This is a genomic window from Pseudomonas sp. CP4, from assembly GCF_047758505.1.
Lineage (GTDB): Bacteria > Pseudomonadota > Gammaproteobacteria > Pseudomonadales > Pseudomonadaceae > Aquipseudomonas > Aquipseudomonas fluorescens_AO.
In genome coordinates this window covers 5,420,421-5,438,580 of the sequence record NZ_CP180489.1, presented here as the reverse complement: position 1 = coordinate 5,438,580, position 18,160 = coordinate 5,420,421, and the positions used below count along the sequence as shown (strand labels likewise).

The window sequence follows — 18,160 nt, the reverse complement described above, 5'->3', positions numbered from 1 at the left end:
GGGAATGAGGTGAATCAGGCAGAAACTTGCAGCAACCACGCCTTGAACGCTTTCATCGCCACCGTTTCCGCTCGCGATTGCAACCGCGTCAGCCAGTAACTGCCGGTGGTGATCTCAATCGCAAACGGCTGGCAAATCGCATCTGCTGCCAGTTGCCGGGCGAACATCAGCGGCGGCGCCAACGCCACGCCGCCGCCCTGCAATGCCGCTTCCATCATTGCCAGCGACGAATCGAACACGATGCTTTGCGGTGGCGCGGCCTGCGTCGCCAGTCCCGCTGCGTGAAACCACTCCGGCCATTCATCGGTGCGATAGGAACGCAGCAAGGTCTGCTGCAACAGGTCCGCCGGCGAGTGCAGTTGCCGGGCAATCTCCGGCACGCACAACACCGACAATGGCGCATCGAGCAAGCGTGTCGCCTCAATGCCATGCCAGGCGCCAGCACCGAAACGAATGGCGTAATCCAGTCCTTCCGCCGCCACATCCACCCGGTTGTTATTCGTCGAGAGGCGTAAATCGATCAGCGGATATTTCCCGCGAAAGTCCGCCAGCCTCGGCAACAGCCAACCCACGGCAAACGTGCCCACCGCGCCGACCGTCAACATGTCGCGATACTGCCCACCGGCCAGACGCTCGAGCATCTGCGCAATATGATCGAATGAGGTGCTGAGTACCGGCAGCAAGGTTTCGCCTTCACTGGTCAGCATCAGCCCACGGGGCAGGCGTTTGAACAGGGTCAGGTTGAGTTGCGCTTCCAGGCTTTTGACCTGATGGCTCACCGCCGCTTGCGTCACACAAAGCTCGACGGCAGCACGGGTGAAGCTCAGGTGGCGCGCCGAGGCTTCAAACGCGCGCAGAGCGTTGAGCGGCAGTTGCGGTCGAATCATGCGTTGCCTCAAATTTTTCTAATGGCTCGTGCGAGTTTTCATCGTTTGTCGAGGGGCGACGAAGTGCCTAAATTGGCCGCGCTGATCGGCCGTCCGATGAAAAATCACCCGCAGTGTAGCGGGATACAACAATCGACACTCATGGAGAGTGATTCACTCATGCGTTTCTTAAAACCGAGCAAGGCCTTTTTCTATAGTGCTTTCGCACTGTTCTTCGGCAGCGTTGCCTGTCATGCCGCAACGCCGACGGATGCGCAATTGCAGGCAATGGTCAGCCAAGCCGTGACCCCGGTGATGCAACAAAACAACATTCCGGGGCTGACCGTGGCGATCACTCTGAACGGCCAGGCGCATTACTTTAACTACGGAGTCGCCGCGAAAGACACCGGAAAAAAGGTCAGCGAAAACACCCTGTTCGAAGTCGGCTCGGTGAGTAAAACCTTCACCGCCACCCTCGCCGGTTACGCCCAGGCCACAGGCAAACTCGACCTGTCGAGCAAGGCCAGCCATCTCTGGCCTGAGCTCAAGGGCAGCGCCTTCGACAATATCAGCGTGCTGCAACTGGGCACCTACAGTGCTGGGGGTCTGCCGTTGCAATTCCCCGCTGAGGCGGATTCTTCCGACAAGATGCTCGGCTATTACCAACAATGGAAACCGCAGTTTCCCGCCGGCAGCCATCGCCTGTATTCCAACCCGAGCCTGGGCCTGTTCGGCTACCTGACGGCGAAAAGCCTCGGCCAGCCCTTCGAGCAGGCCATGACGCAAACCCTGCTGCCGAAACTCGGCTTGCAGCACACCTTCCTCAGCGTGCCGGCAGCGCAGTCGAAGCTTTACGCCCAAGGCTACGACAGCGCCGACCAACCGGTACGCGTCAGCCCCGGCGCCCTCGACGCCGAAGCCTACGGCATCAAAACCAGCGCCGCCGACCTGCTGCGCTACGTTCAGGCACAGCTGAAACCGGCCAGCCTCGCGCCGGATCTGCACCAAGCCATCGCCAACACCCACATCGGTTATTACCGCGTCGGCGACATGACCCAAGGCCTGGGCTGGGAGCGCTACACCTACCCGATCAGTCTGGAAAAACTGCAGAACGGCAACTCGACCCCAATGGCCATGGAGCCGCACAAAGTCGAGTGGCTGACTCCACCGCAAACTGAACCGGCCAATGTGCTGTTCAACAAAACCGGTTCTACACGAGGCTTTGGCGCGTATGTAGCGTTTGTGCCGTCGCGGGACATGGGCATCGTGATTCTTGCCAACAAAAACTACCCGAACGTCGAACGGGTGAAGATTGCGCACGCGGTTTTTGCGGCGTTGGCGGATTAAAAAGCGAAAGATCGCAGCCTGCGGCAGCTTCTACAGGATCGGGTTTTCACTCGGTTGATGATGGAGCTGCCGCAGGCTGCCACGACTTTCGATTAGCGGACGACTTGTGGGAGCGAGCCTGCTCGCGAATGCGCTCGATCAGTCACCTTTCAGCGCCTGAAAAACCGCTTTCGCGAGCAGGCTCGCTCCCACATTTGGTCTCTGCATCTCACAAAAAAATGTGGGAGCTGGTTTGCCATCTCCCACAGGGATTCTGCTTCAGTCAGTCAACGCGCAATCAATCATCCGGCATCTGCGGCGGCTTGCTCGGTTTCGCCGGTTTGCTCGGCTTGCTGCCCTTCGCGCCTTTCGCCGGTTCCGGTTCGGTGGTGGCAGGCGTTTGTGCGGCGGCCGCAGCGGCGGCTTCTTTTTCGGCCATGGGCATGGCGTCGATGGTTTCGAAGATTTTCGCCAGGCTCAATGCCTTGGCTTCATCACCCGAGGCGGAGAGCTTGGTTTCGCCGTCCTTGCCCACCAGGAACACTTTCGGATAAGCCCCCGCGCCGAGCTTCAGCGAGCGCAGCAGGGCCATGGTGTCCTGCTGGCCCATGTCCTTGCCGTCGAGCTGGCCGGACATGCTGAGAATGGTGTAGACCTTGATGTTGCGGTCGGTGACGCCCTTTTTGTTGGCCGGGTCTTCCAGTGCCTTTTTCAGGCTCAGCCACACCGGGTCGACGGTGCTTTGCGCAATCACGATCAGCGGGCGGGCGCGGCCCACGTCCCCGGCCAGGGGTGAATCGCTGTCGGCGGCGAACAGGGGGCCGGCGATTGCCAGCAAGAGGGTCAGGGTCAGGGACCTGATGAGCATGCGCATCTCCTTTTGATATCCACGCACTACTGATTGCGCATCGTGGCGATTGTTCCGGCGGCGTCTGGCAAAAAGGCATTGCCCTGTCAGAAGCTTAGGTCAGGGAGAACTTTGCGCAACATGGCGCGAGCGATCATCGGCACATCCCTACAGCCGCTGCATTGGAAGTGTTTTCTCCAGGCCGACTCAGAACGCCAACTTGTAACCAATCAACACCAGCATCGTCGCCAGGCACGGGCGCAGGACTTCGTCGGAGATGCGACCGGTCAGGTGGCTGCCGAGCCAGATGCCGGGCAGCGAGCCCATCAGCAGGAAACCCAGCACGCCCCAATCCATGTTGCCCATGCTGGCGTGGCCGAGGCCGGCGACGAGGGTCAGTGGTACGGCGTGGGCGATTTCGGTGCCGACCAGGCGGCGGGTTGGCAGTAGCGGGTAGAGGATGAACAAGGCGACGGTGCCGAGTGCGCCGGCGCCGATCGAGGTCAGCGCGACCATGGTGCCGAGGATCAGACCGGTGATCACCGTCATGATATTCAGGCGCGAACCGCTCGGGTTGTAGTTGCCACCCGCGCGTTTGTGGGCGAATTCGAGCAAGCGTTTCTTGAAGAAGATTGCCAGGGCGGTGGCGAACAGGACGAAGCCGAGCGCCTGTTTGATGATGGCGTTCATCGCGTCCGGCGCGGTGTGCAGGGTGCTGAGGAACCACAGGGTCATGGCCACCGCCGGCACACTGCCGAGGGTCAGCCAACCGGTAATCGCCCAGTCGATGTTCTTGTTTTTTCTGTGAACGAGGACGCCGCTGGATTTAGTGATGGCGGCATACAGCAGGTCAGTCCCCACTGCCGTCGCCGGGTTGATGCCGAACCACAGCAGGATCGGCGTCATCAACGAACCGCCGCCGACACCGGTCATGCCGACGATGAACCCTACTACCAGCCCGGCAATCACCAGGCCGAAATTTGCCAATTCCATTCAAGCGTCCAAAAAACGACAGGAAAAATCTGGCCCGCAGCATAGCGATTTTTCTTATAACCACATATATCGATGCGGTCTATCGTTATGCCATATCGAACTCACCGTAGATCCCTGTGGGAGCTTTGCGCTACAGCTCACTGCACCGGCAAGAAATTCAGGAACAGCAGACTCTGCGCGTAATTCAGGCCGATCCTGCGATAGCGCTCATCGAGCATCTGCGTGAGCAGATCCAGGCGCGCGACGATTTTGCTGAATTCGGTGGCGAAGCTGAGGTTGCTGCCCTCCTCCGAGATTTCGTTGGAGAACAGCAATGGCTGACCTTCCTTGTTCTGCCGTTGCGACAAAATCCACATGGCTTTTTCGATGTTGCGCGCGGCGTTGTGCACGAACGTCGGGTTGATCGCGTCGGTCATGTAGAACTCGGTGCGATTGCCGTGGGCGGTAACCAGCATGCTACCGATCGCGTAGATGAACGCGCCGACGCGGTCGCCGAGGAACTCCGGGCTCATCGCATAGCTCAGCGCCGCCAGGTCCTTGCGCCCGCCCAGCACGGGCAACGGTTGCTGCTGCTCGACGGCGAGACGCACCTGTTTCACGGCGGCGTTGACGGTGAGGAAGCCGGATTTGCGCAGCTCTTCCGGGTTGCGCAAATAGAGCTTGCCCATCAGCCGGTAAAGGCTGTCGAGGTTGTCGCGCATCGCCAGGGTGGCCATGCGGTCGACGCTGGTCTGCAGAAATTCCTGCGGCTGCCCTTCACGTATCTGATTGAAAAATCCATTGCCGTTCTGGTGGCTGCAGCCGCTGAGCAACAGCGACAACAGGCAGGCCAGCAGCAGGCACGGGCGGCGGTGAGCGGCGGTGATCAGGGCAAAAACACTCGGCATGAAGTCTCGGACAGGCACATTCCTGTGCGGCGGGAGTCACCGCATCCTGGCCATGCATAGAGCCACCGATTGCGAAAAAGTGCAGTGCCTGGGGTGTTTACCGACCTTCGGTGATTTTCGGTCCGGCAATTAGTCGGACTTTATACTTGCCAACACCGGTAAATCCGCTATAAATCTTCTCTCTCTACTCAAATAGCATGACTAGTGACAGGTAGGCGCAGCCTTCGGCAGCTCCTACGGTCAATACGAAAACAACAACAAAAAGGAAGGTCAACCATGCTTCAATCCCGTCACCTGCTCTCCGGCCTCGGACTGTCCCTGATGATCGCTACCCTTTCCGCCAACGCGGCGGGCCTGACCGCCGAACATAAAGCCTTCGGCAAGACCAATGACGGCACGCCCGTTGAACAGTACATCCTGCGCAACAGCCACGGCATGCAAGCCACTGTCATCACCTACGGCGCGACCCTGCAAGCGCTGAAAGTTGCCGACAAGCACGGCAAGTTCGACGACGTGGTGCTGGGTTTCGATGATGTGCAGGGCTACCAGAAAGGCACCGCGTACTTCGGCGCGACCATCGGCCGCTTCGGCAACCGTTTGGCCGAAGGCGCTTTCGAACTTGATGGCAAGCGCTATCAAGTGCCGCAGAACGACAAATCCAACGCCTTGCACGGCGGCCCCGAAGGTTTCGACAAGAAAGTCTGGAAGGCCAAGGAAACCAAGGACAAGGATTCGGTGGGCGTAACCCTGACCTACCTGTCGGCCGACGGCGAGATGGGCTTCCCGGGCAATCTGACCACCGAAGTCACCTATCGCCTGACCGACAACAACGAACTGCGCATCGACTACAAGGCCAGCACCGACAAGCCGACCGTGCTCAACCTGACCAACCACAGCTACTTCAACCTGGCCGGCGCCGGCAATGGCGACATTCTCAAGCAAGTCGCCATGATCAACTCCAGCCATTACACGCCGGTCACCGCGAAACTGATCCCGACCGGAGAGCTGGCGCCTGTGGCCGGCACGCCGATGGACTTCAGCAAACCGACGGCGATCGGCACGCACATCAAGGCTGATCATCCGCAGCTGAAATTCGCCGAGCCGAAACAGGGCGGCTTCGATTTCAACTGGGCGCTGGACACCAAGGGCGATGTCAGCAAGCTCGCCACCGAAGTCAGCGACCCGCAATCCGGGCGTGTCCTGCAATTGTTCACCACCGAGCCGGGCGTGCAGTTCTACACCAGCAACTTCCTCGACGGCACGGTCAAGGGCAAGGGCGGCAAGGTCTATCCGCACTGGGGCGCGTTCACCCTCGAGACCCAGCACTATCCGGATTCGCCGAACCAGCCGGACTTCCCGAGCACGCGGCTTGATCCGGGGCAGACTTATGCTCACAGCGTGGTCCTCAAGTTCTCCGCCAAGTAAGGCCCACGCCGCATGATAGTTCCCACGCTCTGCGTGGGAATGCAGCCCGGGACGCTCCGCGTCCCTTTCAGAGCTGGAACGCGGAGCGTCCCTTGATGCATTCCCACGCGGAGCGTGGGAACGATCTCGTAGGAGCTGCGGACCGCTGCGATCTTTTTTGCTTTTTGAACCCCAACGCTATTCTGCTGCCCACTAAAGACACCCATTCTTTCAGGCAGGAGGTTTGAATGCGTACCCTTGAGTTGGCCCGTGTGCAGGTTCCCGTAATGGGTCAGGGCACCTGGCGCATGGGCGAGGATCGTTCGGCGCACAGCCGTGAAGTGGCGGCGCTGCGCACCGGCATCGAGCTGGGCATGAGCCTGATCGACACCGCAGAGATGTATGCCGAGGGCGGTGCCGAAACGGTGGTCGGCGAAGCCATCGCCGGTCTGCGCGACAAGGTCTTTCTGGTCAGCAAGGTCTACCCGCACAACGCTAGCCGCCAAGGCATCCCGCAAGCCTGCGAGCGCAGTTTGCGTCGGCTCGGTACCGACTACATCGATCTGTATCTGCTGCACTGGCGTGGTCAGTATCCGCTGGAGGAAACCGTCGAAGCCTTCGAACGCCTGCGCGAGGACGGCAAAATCGGCCGTTGGGGCGTGTCGAATTTCGATGTCGACGATCTCGAAGAACTGTCCAGCTCGGCCTGCGCCACCAATCAGGTGCTGTACAACCTCGAGGAGCGCGGCATCGAATTCGATTTGCTGCCGTGGTGCCAGCATCAGCGCCTGCCGCTGATGGCTTACTGTCCGATCGGCCAGGGCGGCGCGATGCTCGCCGAGCCGGTTCTGCAGGACATTGCCAGGCGCTACAACGCTACCCCGGCGCAGATTTCACTGGCGTGGCTCCTGCGTCAGGACGGCGTGATTGCGATTCCCAAGGCTGTGCGCCCGGAGCATGTGCAACTCAATGCCGAGGCGGCGCAGTTGCAACTGGACGCCGGGGATCTGGCGGCGCTGGACAAAGTGTTCCCGGCGCCTCAACGCAAGCAGCGGCTGGCGATGGTTTGAGCTGCCGACTGCGAGGGCTTCGCCATGAGAAGCACAGATCTGCACGACCCGTACAACCTGCAACGTTTTGTCCAGGCACAGGACCCGGTGTTCGAACGGGTCCAGCGTGAACTCGAAACGGGCCACAAGCGCAGCCACTGGATGTGGTTCGTCTTTCCGCAGTTCGCCGGACTGGGCGGCAGCGAAATGGCCCGACGCTTTGCGATTGGTTCAGCCGAGGAAGCCCAGGCCTACTTGGCCGACGAACTGCTCGGGGCGCGGCTGCGTACCTGCACACAGCTGGTCCTGAATGTGTCGCAGCGCTCGATTGCTGAAATTTTCGGCCATCCCGACGACCTCAAATTTCATTCTTCGATGACCCTTTACGCCCAGTTCAGCGCCGAGGACAGTCTGTTCCATCAGGCGCTGGAGCGTTATTTCCACGGCATTCTCGATGCGTGGACGCTGCAATTGCTCGACTCAAAACAGGCCCAATTGCCCACCGATCAGGGTTGAGAAGTCGTCATCGACAAACGGCAGAATCGCATCCGCCACCGGTTGCAGCTGGCGGGTGATGTAGTGGTCGTAGTCGATGGCGGCGCGGCGTACCTCCAGCGGCTCCGGGCCGGCCAGGGTGATGACGTAGCTGATCCAGCCGCCGTTCTGATACTGCCGGGGCCGCCCCTGCTCGGCGTTGTAGTCATCGGCCAGCCGCGCCGCGCGGACGTGCGGCGGCACGTTGCGTTCGTAATCGTCGAGGGTACGGCGCAGGCGCTTGCGATAGATCAGCCGATCATCGAACTCGCCAGCGAGGGTCTTGCGCACGTAGTCGCGGACGTATTCCTGATACGGCTTGCGCTGGAAAATCCGCTCATACAGCTCTTGCTGAAACTGCCGGGCCAGCAGCGACCAGTCGGTGCGCACGGTTTCCAGGCCTTTGTAGACCATTTCTTCGCTGCCATCGGCGCGGGCGACGAGTCCGGCGTAGCGCTTCTTGCTGCCCTCCTCCGCGCCGCGAATCGTCGGCATCAGAAAACGCTTGTAGTGAATCTCGAACTGCAATTCCAACGCGCTGTCCAGCCCGTATTCCTCGCGCACATGCGCGCGCCACCAATCGTTGACGTGCTTGACCAGCGCATGGCCGATTTGCGCTGCTTCTTCCTGACCGTGCAGGCTGCGCAGCCAGACAAAGGTTGAATCGGTGTCGCCGTAAATCACCGCGTGGCCCTGCTCTTCGATCAACTGGCGAGTGCGCAGCATGATTTCGTGGCCGCGCAAGGTGATCGACGAGGCCAGCCGGGTATCGAAAAACCGGCAACCGCTGGAGCCGAGCACGCCATAGAAGGCGTTCATGATGATTTTCAGCGCCTGAGACAGCGGCGCGTTGTGCTCGCGTTTGGCGGTCTCGCGCCCTTCGGCCACCCGCGCCACGATGGACGGCAGACAATGCCGGGTGCGCGAGAAGCGTGCGCCACGAAACCCCGCTACCGAGTCAGCGTCGTCCGGGTGTTGCAGGCCCTCGATCAAGCCCACCGGGTCGATCAGAAAGGTGCGGATGATCGACGGGTAGAGGCTTTTGTAATCGAGCACCAACACCGATTCGTACAAACCGGGACGCGAATCCATAACGAAACCGCCGGGGCTGGCCTGGGGTGGATTAGTGCCCAGATTGGGCGCAACGAAGCCCTGACGGTGCATCAACGGCATGTACAAATGGGTGAACGCGGCGACCGAACCACCGCTGCGGTCGGCCGGCAAACCAGTGACGCTGGCCCGTTCAAGCAAAAACGTCAGCAGTTCGGTCTTGGCGAAGATCCGCGTGACCAGTTCGCAGTCCTTGAGGTTGTATTTGGCCAGCGCCGGTTTGTCTTCGGCGAACATCCGGTTGATCTCGTCCATGCGCTGGTACGGATTGTTGATCGCCTTGCCTTCGCCGAGCAGGGTCTGCGCGACGTTTTCCAGGCTGAACGAGGGGAAACTCCAGGTCGCCGAACGCAACGACTCGATGCCATCGATGATCAGCCGCCCCGCGGCCGAGGCGAAATAGTGATTACGGCTGCCGTGCTCGCGCCATTGCATTTCTTCGCCGCCACGGCCGATTTTCAGCGGCACGCCGAGGCGTCGCGCGTGTTCGTGAAGGATGCGCAAATCGAACTGCACAACGTTCCAGCCAATGATCGCGTCAGGGTCGTGGCGGGCGAACCAATCGTTGAGTTTCTTCAGAATGAGCGTGCGTGAATCGCAGTATTCGAGGTCGAAATCGACAATGCTGGCGTCGCCGTTCGGCGCGCCGAGCATGTACACCTGGCGCTCGCCGCAGCCTTCCAGCGCAATCGAATACAGCTCGCCGTTTTCGGTGGTCTCGATGTCGAGCGAGACCAGACGCAGTTTCGGCCGGTAGCCGGGATCAGGTTTCAACTGGGCGTTGACCAATACGCCGTCAGCACCCGGCGTACCGCCGAACAGCACGGGCGCGGTGATGAAGCGCTCCATCAGATAGCGTTCCGGCGGGCGCACGTCGGCTTCAAAGACGTCGACGCCGGCGCGGTTGAGCGCGGCTTCGAGACGCATCAACTGGCCGTGCTGCTGGCAATACAGACCGAGCACCGGACGATGCTGAAAATCCAGCAGCGCCAACGGTCGCAGTTCCACATTCTTTTCATCGTGCAACAGCCGCTCGGCCGCTTCTCGCTGTGCGGCGGGAATAAACGCGACCGACGGCTGATGCGCCAGACGCACACGGCGCGGCCCGGCGTCAGTCGCCAGCCAGAACTCGACTTCGGTGCCGGCCGGCGTATCGCGCCAATGCCGGGTCAGGACGAAGCCCTGCTGTAAATCCACCACTGCGACCTCAACGTTTCAATCAGAACGCCATTCTACGCAGCATTTGTGGCGAGGGATTTATCTGTGGCGAGGGGATTTATCCCCGCTGGCCGCGAAGCGGCCCCGCTTTTAATGAAAGGGCCTGCTGCGCAGGCCAACGGGGATGAATCCCCTAACCACAGATGCTTCATTTACCGATACAAAGAAGTTTTTTCCGGCAAATGGCGTTTTTTGCACGCTAACTGCCGCTTTGCCACCTTGCCCTGCGCGGCTACGTCTACGATGCTTGATGAACAACGACAACACCTGAGTAACCGCCATGAAGACCGTCGCCCAACTGCTCAAGCTCAAAGATCAGAAAAATCAGGAAGTGCACCAGATCAAACCCGATCACATGGTGCTCGAAGCGCTGATGAAGATGGCCGAGAAAAACGTCGGCGCCTTGCTGGTGGTCGAAGACGACAAAGTGGTCGGCATCATCAGCGAGCGCGACTATGCACGCAAACTGGTGCTGCACGGGCGCTCTTCGGTCGGTACGCCAGTGCGCGACATCATGGTCAAGGACGTGATTACCGTGGACACCCGGCAAACCGTCGATACTTGCCTTGGGATCATGTCGGACAGACGCCTGCGCCACTTGCCGGTGGTCGAAGACGGCCAGTTGATTGGCCTGCTGTCGATCGGCGACCTGGTGAAGGAAGCGATTGCCGAACAGGCCGAGCTGATCAAACAGCTGGAGCAGTATATTCGCGGGGAGTAAATTCCGGTCTTCCGCTCATACTTGACCCTGTGGAAGCGGGCTTGCTCGCGAATGCGGTGGGTCAGTCAATACATCATTGGCTGACCCACCGCATTCGCGAGCAAGCCCGCTCCCACAGGGGATCCATTGTCAGCCCTGAGACGGCCAATGCCGCTCAAACACCGGTGCCAGTACCGGGTGCCGGTCGATCCTTTGCAGCCACGCATAGAAGCCCGGGCGGGTCTGGCGCAGATGTTCGCGGCTGCCGCCCCAGCGGCTCACCACGGCCGCCAGCACATCCAGCGCGCCGGGCGTTTCGTCATCCAGATACAGCTCGCCGGCAAACTGATCGGCAAACACCTCCCAACTGAAGTGCAAGCGCTGGCGGGCGCCGGCGATCAGGTTTTGCCGTGCGCTCTCGTCGGGCGTGCTCAGCCAGCGCTCGGGGTAATCGATGATGCCGACCGCCGCATAGCAATTGCTGACGATATAGGCGAGACCGCGAATCGCCTGATCACGATCGGCAGCCTTGCTCGGCAACAGGCCGGACTTGGGAAAAGTCAGGCCCAGGTGAATCAGGATCGCCGCACTTTCGGTCATGGCGCTGCCGTCCGGCAGTTGCAAGGTCGGTATCTGTTTCAGCGGATTGAGTTTGCCCAACGCCTCGTCGGCTTCGGCGCTGGCTTCGGTATCAATGAAGCGGTAAGCGATCTGGCACAACTCCAGCGCTGCCTCGATGGCAGCCGCGCCGGAATTCTTGTGCCCGTAGAGCTGGTACATGTCCGATTCCCCCGATAAGGCCTCTGCACAGGGTAGATGGCTGTGGCTCGGGTGTAAAAGTCTCCGACGTAACCCATGTAGGAGTGAGCCTGCTCGCGATAGGGCTATTCCAGTGACATGGATTTGGTTGACACGCCGCCATCGCGAGCAGGCTCACGCCTACAAGGAATTGGGGTGGGTCATTGAAATATTTTTCATGACCACTGCATCCAATCGCCTCCGCCAGGGGTAGTCCCTGTAACAGCCCACTCTGGTGCTGTCAGCGCTCTACCCTTTTCGGAGAATCATCGGATGAATATCACCCAGCTGATTGGCTTCACCGGTTTGCTCGCTTTCACCACGACCACCTTCGCCCAGAGCAGTTATCCCGACGCGATCAAGGTGCCGGACGGGCACATGATTGCCCTGGAAACCACCGGGGTTGGCGAGATCACCTACGAATGCCGCGACAAACCCAATATGGCCGGGCAGACCGAGTGGACCTTTGTCGGCCCGAAAGCGGTGCTCAATGATCGCAGCGGCAAACAGGTCGGCACCTATTTCGGCCCGCCAGCGACCTGGCAAGCCAAGGACGGTTCGAAAGTCACCGGCACACAATTGGCCGTGGCCCCGTCGAGCCCGGGCAACCTGCCCTATCAACTGGTCAAGGCCAATCCGGCCGAGGGCAAAGGCGCGATGACCGGGGTCAGCTATATCCAGCGCGTTGCGCTAAAGGGCGGCGTGGCGCCGGGCAGTGAGTGCACCATGGCGAACAAGGGCAAGCAGGAAGTGGTGAAGTACCAGGCGGATTATATTTTCTGGGCGGCGAACTGATATCCGGAAGCAGTGCACAATCCTGTGGGAGCGAGCCTGCTCGCGAAGACGGAGTGTCAGTCGCCTTATTACTTTCTGACCCACCGCCTTCGCGAGCAGGCTCGCTCCCACAGGGAACAACGCGTCTGGATGTTTGGGAAATGTGAGCTAGATTGCACGCCATGCCTTTAGCCGAATCCGTTTTCGATTACGAAGCCCGCCTCGCTGCCTGTGCCCGGGGGGAGCGCGTGGCTTTGCGCGATTTGTATGTGCAGGAAGGCCCGCGCCTGCTCGGCGTGGCCAAGCGGCTGGTGCGCGATACGGCGCTGGCGGAGGACATTGTGCATGAGGCGTTTATCAAGATCTGGAACGGCGCGGCCGGGTTCGACCCGGCACGCGGTTCGGCGCGGGGCTGGATGTTCAGCGTGACCCGGCACCTGGCTTTGAATCAGTTACGCAAGCAAAGTCGGGAAACGCCGTTCAGCGAAGAACATGAGTCAGCGGCGCCTGATGAGGCGGTCGATGTTCACTCGGCACGCATTCATCGCTGCCTCGAGCAACTGGAACCGCAGCGGCGCAGCTGCATCCTCCACGCTTACGTCGACGGTTACAGCCACGCGCAGATTTCCGCGCGCCTCGACACGCCGCTGGGCACGGTCAAGGCGTGGATCAAGCGCAGCCTCAATGCTTTGCGGGAGTGCATGGGATGACCGGCGAATCAGCGCAGGAACGGGATGAACTGGCCGGCGAATATGTGCTCGGTACCTTGTCGTTCGAGCAGCGCAGCGAGGTGCAACGGCGCCTGGCAAACGATCCCGAATTGCGCGCGGCGGTGGATGCCTGGGAGCGGCGCCTGCTGGAGCTGACCGATCTGGCCGAACCTCAGCAACCGTCGGCGCAGCTATGGCCTCGCATCGAACGCAGTCTCGAACGGCTGACGGTGAAGAAACCGCTGACCTCGTGGTGGAACCTGCTGCCGCTGTGGCGCGGTTTGAGTGCGGCCGGGCTGGCGGCGACGTTGATCCTCGGCACCATGCTGCTGACCCAGACAGCACCGAAACCGAGTTATCTGGTGGTGCTGGTAGCGCCGCAGGACAAGGCCCCGGGCTGGGTGATTCAGGCGAGCAATGCGCGGGAGATCCAGTTGATTCCGCTGGGCGTGGTCGAGGTGCCGGCGGACAAGGCGCTGGAGTTCTGGACCAAGGCTGACGGCTGGTCGGGGCCGGTGTCATTGGGCTTGGTCAAGCCAGGGCAGGCTTTGTCGGTGCCGCTGGACAAGCTGCCGCCGTTGCAACCGAACCAGCTGTTTGAGCTGACCCTGGAAGGCGCCAATGGCTCACCGATCGGCAAACCGACCGGGCCGATTCAGGCGATCGGGCGTGCGGTGAAGGTGCTCTGAGGCTCTGCTACGCGGTTGTCCGCAACCATCATCAACGTCGATGTTCACCATCACGGCAATGAAGTTCTCATAAAAAATTCCGGGCGTAACATCAGCTCCATACCAACCAACAACACCCCGGAGCACACCATCATGAAACGCCAGACTCTCCTCAGCATTGCTTTCTCGGTTTTCGCCGTTAACGCTTTCGCCGCTACCCCGGCGCACACCATGATCGCCGAAGGCGGCTCGGACAAACTGATCGAAAGCCGTCTGGCTGAAGGTGGTTCGGATCGTCTGATCGAACGCCGTGTTGCCGAAGGTGGCGCTGATCGCCTGATCGAACGCCGCGTTGCCGAAGGTGGCGCTGATCGCCTGATCGAACGCCGCGTTGCCGAAGGTGGCGCTGATCGCCTGATCGAACGCCGCGTTGCCGAAGGTGGCGCTGATCGCCTGATCGAACGCCGTGTTGCCGAAGGTGGCGCTGATCGCCTGATCGAACGCCGTGTTGCCGAAGGTGGCTCGGATCGTCTGATCGAACGTCGCGTTGCTGAAGGTGGTTCGGATCGTCTGATCGAACGCCGTGTTGCCTGAATGCACGGCTTCAAGCGCAACACCGCAGAGAAACCCGGCTCCCGCAGCCGGGTTTTTTATGTCTGTTTGTTTTATCCGGCTCTGGCCATGCAGCGCTTGTAACGCTCGTCCACGCGCTTGGCGAACCAGGCGGTGGTGAGTTTGCGGGTGATCTTCGGACTCTGCAGCACAATCCCCGGCAATACCGCGCGCGGTAACGTTTTGCCTTCGGCCCGCTCCGCCAGTTCGAACACGCGCTGATAGAGTTTGGTCTCCTCGAATTCCAGGGTCTTGCCCTTCTCCAGTTGATCGCGAATCGTCGGGTTGCGCATGCCCAGCGACTTGCCGAGGGTGCGCACCGCCAGTTCAGTGCTGCCGGGCATGATCGAGTCGTAGCGAATCAGGTCACCGTCCAGAGTCAGCGGGATACCGGAAGCGCGGCTGACCGCATTCTGAAACGCGGCATTGCGGCTGGCGTACCAGCCGGCGTTGAAATCGGCGAAGCGATACAGCGGCTCGCGGTAATTCACCGGGTAGCCGAGTAAGTGGGCGATGCCGAAATACATGCCGCCGCGCCGACTGAACACTTCACGGCGGATCGTGCCGTCCACCGGGTACGGGTAATCCTTGGCGTGCTCCTCGGCAAATTCGATGCTGACCTGCATCGGCCCACCGGTGTGCACCGGGTTGAAGCCACCGAACAGCGTGCGGCCCATCGGAACCATGCCGATGAAGTCATCGAAAATCGCGCTCAGCTCCTTTTCACTGCGCGCCGCATTCAGGCGTTCGCTGTAGGTCTTGCCGTTGGGCGAGCGCACTTGCAGAGCGCCGCTGACCAACAGGCTGGGGATGTGCACCTTGGCGGCGCGGCGGTCGATCTCGTCGCGGGCGATCTTGCCCAGACCGGGCACCGTCGGGTCGGCCTGGAAAGTCGATTCCTGCTCGGCCACGGCGAGTACCGAACACAGATTCTGCGTGGTGGTGTTGATGCCTTGCGCGGCGAACGCGGCGTAGATGTCCGTGGCCCAGCCCTGACGGTCGGCAGTTTTCGCCGGCAACAGCCGAACAATTTCAGCCTTCACTTCAGCCGGCGGGCGCGGCGCCGGTTCGTTGCTGCGCTGGCTGGCGCAACCGGCGAGCAGCAGCAAAGCGCCGAGAGTAATGAGTAATCGCATGTTGCTCCATCCAATCAAATTAGCCAGACCACCATACACAACCCGCGTAGGAGCTGCCGCAGGCTGCGATCTTTTGGTCTTGAGATTGACCTTGATCTGCAAAAAGCAAGATCAAAAGATCGCAGCCTTCGGCAGCTCCTACGGATGACAAACTGATTGCAAAACGTTACTGCGAAACCCTATCATTCGCGCCTGGAGTCGCATTAGCGCAAGGAGTTCCGCGCCGCCCTTATTTTTTCATTGGCCGTTCGCCTCCAGGTATCCGACATGCCCGCTTCAGCTCGACTCGGCGCTCCATTTCGCCCGACTTTGCTTGCCCTGCTGTGCTCCCTGACTGTCACCGCCCACGCCGCTGAAGACAACAGCAAAGCGCTGGTGCTCGACGACGTCAACGTCAATGCCCAGGCCCCTGCGCCCAACGCCCTGCCCCCGGTCTACGCTGGCGGTCAGGTCGCGCGCGGCGGTCAGCTGGGCGTGCTCGGCAATCAAGACATGATGGACGTGCCGTTCAGCGCAGCGTCCTACACCGAGCAGCTGATCCAGGACCAGCAGGCGGAAAACGTCGCCGACGTGCTGCTCAACGATTCTTCCGTGCGCCAGGCCTCGGGCTTCTCCAACCAGGCGCAGGTCTTCATGATTCGCGGCCTGCCGCTCAATGGCGACGATATTTCCTATAACGGCCTCTACGGCGTATTGCCCCGGCAGATCATTTCCACCGATGCGCTGGAGCGCGTGGAAGTGTTCAAAGGCCCCAACGCCTTCATCAACGGCGTGACCCCGACCGGTTCCGGCATCGGCGGCGGCGTCAACCTGCAACCCAAGCGCGCCGGCGACGTGCCGCTGCGCCGTTACACCACCGACATCAACAGCGAAGGCCGCATCGGTCATCACTTCGATATCGGCCAGCGTTTCGGCGAAGACAACCGCTTCGGCGCGCGGGTCAACCTGTCGCAGCGCGAAGGCGACACCGGCATTGATCACGAGAACCAGCGCTCGAAACTGTTCGCCATCGGTTTGGATTACCGCGGCGACGCGCTGCGGGTTTCCGGTGACTTTGCCTATCAGAAGGAGCGCGTCAACGGTGGCCGCAGCTCGGTCAACCTCGGCACCGCCACGCACATCCCGGACGCGCCATCGGCGGACACCAACTACGCGCCGAAATGGGGTTATACCGATATCGAAGACACCTTCGGCATGCTCCGCGCCGAATACGACCTCAACGACAACTGGACCGCCTACGCCGCCGGTGGCGCCAAGCACACCCGTGAAGTCGGGCGCTACAACTCGACCACGCTGGTCGGCAACAGCGGCGCCTCGTTCACCACCGGCTCGTTCGTCCCACATGACGAGGACAACACCAGCGTCATGGCCGGTCTCAACGGCAAGTTCAACACCGGCCCGGTCAGCCACAAGCTGAATTTCGGCCTGACCGGGATCTGGGCTGAGCAGCGCAGTGCCTATGACTTCGACCTGACCCGCTACTCCAACAATATCTATCACCCGATCACCCCTCCGGCACCGGTCGGTAACTTCGCCGGTGGCGATCTCAACGATCCAGGCATCGTCGGCAAGACCTTCAACCGCAGCGTGGCGATCTCCGACACCCTCGGGTTCTTCGACGATCGCCTGCTGGTCACCGCTGGTCTGCGTCGTCAGCAACTGGTGGTGCAGGGTTACAGCTACGCCAGCTACGGCAGCGGACCGCGCTCGTCGAGCTACGACGAGTCGATCACCACGCCGGTGTACGGCATCGTGTTCAAGCCGTGGGAGCATGTGTCGTTCTACGCCAACCACATCGAAGGTCTGGCCCAGGGACCGACCTCGCCGACCAGCTCCGGCGGTTTCCGCGTGACCAATGGCAACGAGGTTTACGCACCGAAGCGCTCCAAGCAGACCGAGCTGGGCGTGAAAGTCGACATGGGCACCTACGGCGCGAGTCTGGGTGTTTACCGCATCGAACAACCAAGCGACGGCTACTGCGAAATCAACAGCGCCACCACTTGCACCTACGTGCGTGAAGGCGAGCAGATCAACAAAGGCGTGGAAATGAACGTGTTCGGCGAGCCGATCGACGGCCTGCGCCTGATCAGCGGCCTGACTCTGATGGACACCGAACTGAAAAACACCCTCAACGGCGCCAACGACGGCAACCACGCCATCGGCGTGCCGACCTTCCAGTTCAACGCTGGCGTGGATTGGGACGTGCCGGGCCTGCAAGGCGTTGCGCTGAATGCGCGGATGCTGCGCACCGGCGGGCAATACGCCGATGCCGCGAACAACCTCAGCCTGCCAACGTGGAACCGCTTCGACGCGGGCGCGCGTTATGCGTTCAAGGTGTCGGAGAAGGACGTGACCGTGCGGTTCGGCGTTGAAAACGTGGCGAACAAGAAGTACTGGGAATCGGCTCAGGGCGGCTACCTGACCCAGGGCGAACCGCGAGTGGCGAAGTTGTCGGGGACGATCGACTTCTAAGCGTCATCGCGTCGTAAAAAAGGCCCCGCAGCTTCACAGTTGCGGGGCCTTTCTGG

The 18,160-nt window shown here is 60.9% G+C and carries 17 protein-coding genes; 10 read left to right on the top strand and 7 right to left on the bottom strand.

Translation table 11 applies throughout. The features are described 5' to 3' along the window. Window positions 1–14: 14 nt before the first annotated feature. Window positions 15–887, bottom strand: a complete 873-nt coding sequence (locus tag ACMYUN_RS24515; RefSeq protein ID WP_039763399.1) for a LysR family transcriptional regulator — start codon at window positions 885–887, stop codon at window positions 15–17. A gap of 159 nt (window positions 888–1,046) precedes the next feature. On the opposite strand from ACMYUN_RS24515, the gene ampC reads away from it, so the two are divergent. After that, window positions 1,047–2,213, top strand: coding sequence for a class C beta-lactamase (ampC, locus tag ACMYUN_RS24510; protein ID WP_415762021.1), 1,167 nt, complete (start codon window positions 1,047–1,049; stop codon window positions 2,211–2,213). Between the two features lie 277 nt (window positions 2,214–2,490). Here ampC and ACMYUN_RS24505 read toward each other — a convergent pair whose 3' ends face one another. From ACMYUN_RS24505 to ACMYUN_RS24495, 3 genes are all read right to left on the bottom strand, one after another. Beyond that, window positions 2,491–3,060, bottom strand: coding sequence for a DUF4174 domain-containing protein (locus ACMYUN_RS24505; protein ID WP_415762020.1), 570 nt, complete (start codon window positions 3,058–3,060; stop codon window positions 2,491–2,493). A 186-nt stretch (window positions 3,061–3,246) separates the two neighbouring features. Further along, window positions 3,247–4,032: a sulfite exporter TauE/SafE family protein gene (locus ACMYUN_RS24500; RefSeq protein WP_039763409.1), complete on the bottom strand. Its 786-nt coding sequence runs from the start codon at window positions 4,030–4,032 to the stop codon at window positions 3,247–3,249. Between the two features lie 137 nt (window positions 4,033–4,169). After that, the gene (locus ACMYUN_RS24495; RefSeq protein ID WP_016775367.1) at window positions 4,170–4,919 is read right to left on the bottom strand and encodes a hypothetical protein; all 750 of its coding nucleotides are present in this window, start codon (window positions 4,917–4,919) and stop codon (window positions 4,170–4,172) included. A gap of 276 nt (window positions 4,920–5,195) precedes the next feature. On the opposite strand from ACMYUN_RS24495, the gene ACMYUN_RS24490 reads away from it, so the two are divergent. The 3 genes from ACMYUN_RS24490 to ACMYUN_RS24480 all read left to right on the top strand — a co-directional run bounded on the left by ACMYUN_RS24490 (window position 5,196) and on the right by ACMYUN_RS24480 (window position 7,888). After that, the gene (locus ACMYUN_RS24490; protein WP_415762019.1) at window positions 5,196–6,344 is read left to right on the top strand and encodes an aldose epimerase family protein; all 1,149 of its coding nucleotides are present in this window, start codon (window positions 5,196–5,198) and stop codon (window positions 6,342–6,344) included. A 227-nt stretch (window positions 6,345–6,571) separates the two neighbouring features. Further along, window positions 6,572–7,393, top strand: a complete 822-nt coding sequence (locus tag ACMYUN_RS24485) for an aldo/keto reductase (protein WP_415762018.1) — start codon at window positions 6,572–6,574, stop codon at window positions 7,391–7,393. Between the two features lie 24 nt (window positions 7,394–7,417). Then, the gene (locus ACMYUN_RS24480) at window positions 7,418–7,888 is read left to right on the top strand and encodes a DUF1810 domain-containing protein (RefSeq protein WP_415762017.1); all 471 of its coding nucleotides are present in this window, start codon (window positions 7,418–7,420) and stop codon (window positions 7,886–7,888) included. Here ACMYUN_RS24480 and ACMYUN_RS24475 read toward each other — a convergent pair. Beyond that, on the bottom strand, window positions 7,853–10,213 hold the full coding sequence (locus ACMYUN_RS24475) for a DNA polymerase II (RefSeq protein WP_415762016.1): 2,361 nt from the start codon (window positions 10,211–10,213) through the stop codon (window positions 7,853–7,855). The genes ACMYUN_RS24480 and ACMYUN_RS24475 overlap by 36 nt on opposite strands. Window positions 10,214–10,514: 301 nt before the next feature. Here ACMYUN_RS24475 and ACMYUN_RS24470 point away from each other — a divergent pair, with 301 nt between their 5' ends. Next, the gene (locus tag ACMYUN_RS24470; protein ID WP_039763416.1) at window positions 10,515–10,955 is read left to right on the top strand and encodes a CBS domain-containing protein; all 441 of its coding nucleotides are present in this window, start codon (window positions 10,515–10,517) and stop codon (window positions 10,953–10,955) included. Between the two features lie 129 nt (window positions 10,956–11,084). Here ACMYUN_RS24470 and ACMYUN_RS24465 read toward each other — a convergent pair whose 3' ends face one another. Next, window positions 11,085–11,714, bottom strand: a complete 630-nt coding sequence (locus ACMYUN_RS24465) for a glutathione S-transferase N-terminal domain-containing protein (RefSeq protein ID WP_415762015.1) — start codon at window positions 11,712–11,714, stop codon at window positions 11,085–11,087. Between the two features lie 291 nt (window positions 11,715–12,005). Between ACMYUN_RS24465 and ACMYUN_RS24460 the strand changes: the two genes are divergently transcribed. The 4 genes from ACMYUN_RS24460 to ACMYUN_RS24445 all read left to right on the top strand — a co-directional run bounded on the left by ACMYUN_RS24460 (window position 12,006) and on the right by ACMYUN_RS24445 (window position 14,478). Beyond that, window positions 12,006–12,527, top strand: a complete 522-nt coding sequence (locus ACMYUN_RS24460; RefSeq protein ID WP_415762014.1) for a DUF3455 domain-containing protein — start codon at window positions 12,006–12,008, stop codon at window positions 12,525–12,527. A 161-nt stretch (window positions 12,528–12,688) separates the two neighbouring features. Beyond that, window positions 12,689–13,216, top strand: coding sequence for a sigma-70 family RNA polymerase sigma factor (locus ACMYUN_RS24455; RefSeq protein ID WP_039763419.1), 528 nt, complete (start codon window positions 12,689–12,691; stop codon window positions 13,214–13,216). Beyond that, window positions 13,213–13,905: an anti-sigma factor domain-containing protein gene (locus ACMYUN_RS24450; protein ID WP_415762013.1), complete on the top strand. Its 693-nt coding sequence runs from the start codon at window positions 13,213–13,215 to the stop codon at window positions 13,903–13,905. Before ACMYUN_RS24455 ends, ACMYUN_RS24450 begins: the two co-directional genes overlap by 4 nt. A gap of 132 nt (window positions 13,906–14,037) precedes the next feature. After that, the gene (locus tag ACMYUN_RS24445) at window positions 14,038–14,478 is read left to right on the top strand and encodes a phage infection protein (RefSeq protein WP_415762012.1); all 441 of its coding nucleotides are present in this window, start codon (window positions 14,038–14,040) and stop codon (window positions 14,476–14,478) included. Window positions 14,479–14,549: 71 nt separating this feature from the next. On the opposite strand, the gene ACMYUN_RS24440 is transcribed toward ACMYUN_RS24445, so the two are convergent. Further along, a complete protein-coding gene (locus ACMYUN_RS24440) occupies window positions 14,550–15,632 on the bottom strand; it encodes a DUF1615 domain-containing protein (protein ID WP_415762011.1) in 1,083 nt (360 codons plus the stop codon). Between the two features lie 267 nt (window positions 15,633–15,899). On the opposite strand from ACMYUN_RS24440, the gene ACMYUN_RS24435 reads away from it, so the two are divergent. Further along, window positions 15,900–18,104, top strand: coding sequence for a TonB-dependent receptor (locus ACMYUN_RS24435; RefSeq protein ID WP_415762010.1), 2,205 nt, complete (start codon window positions 15,900–15,902; stop codon window positions 18,102–18,104). The last annotated feature ends 56 nt before the right edge of the window (window positions 18,105–18,160 follow it).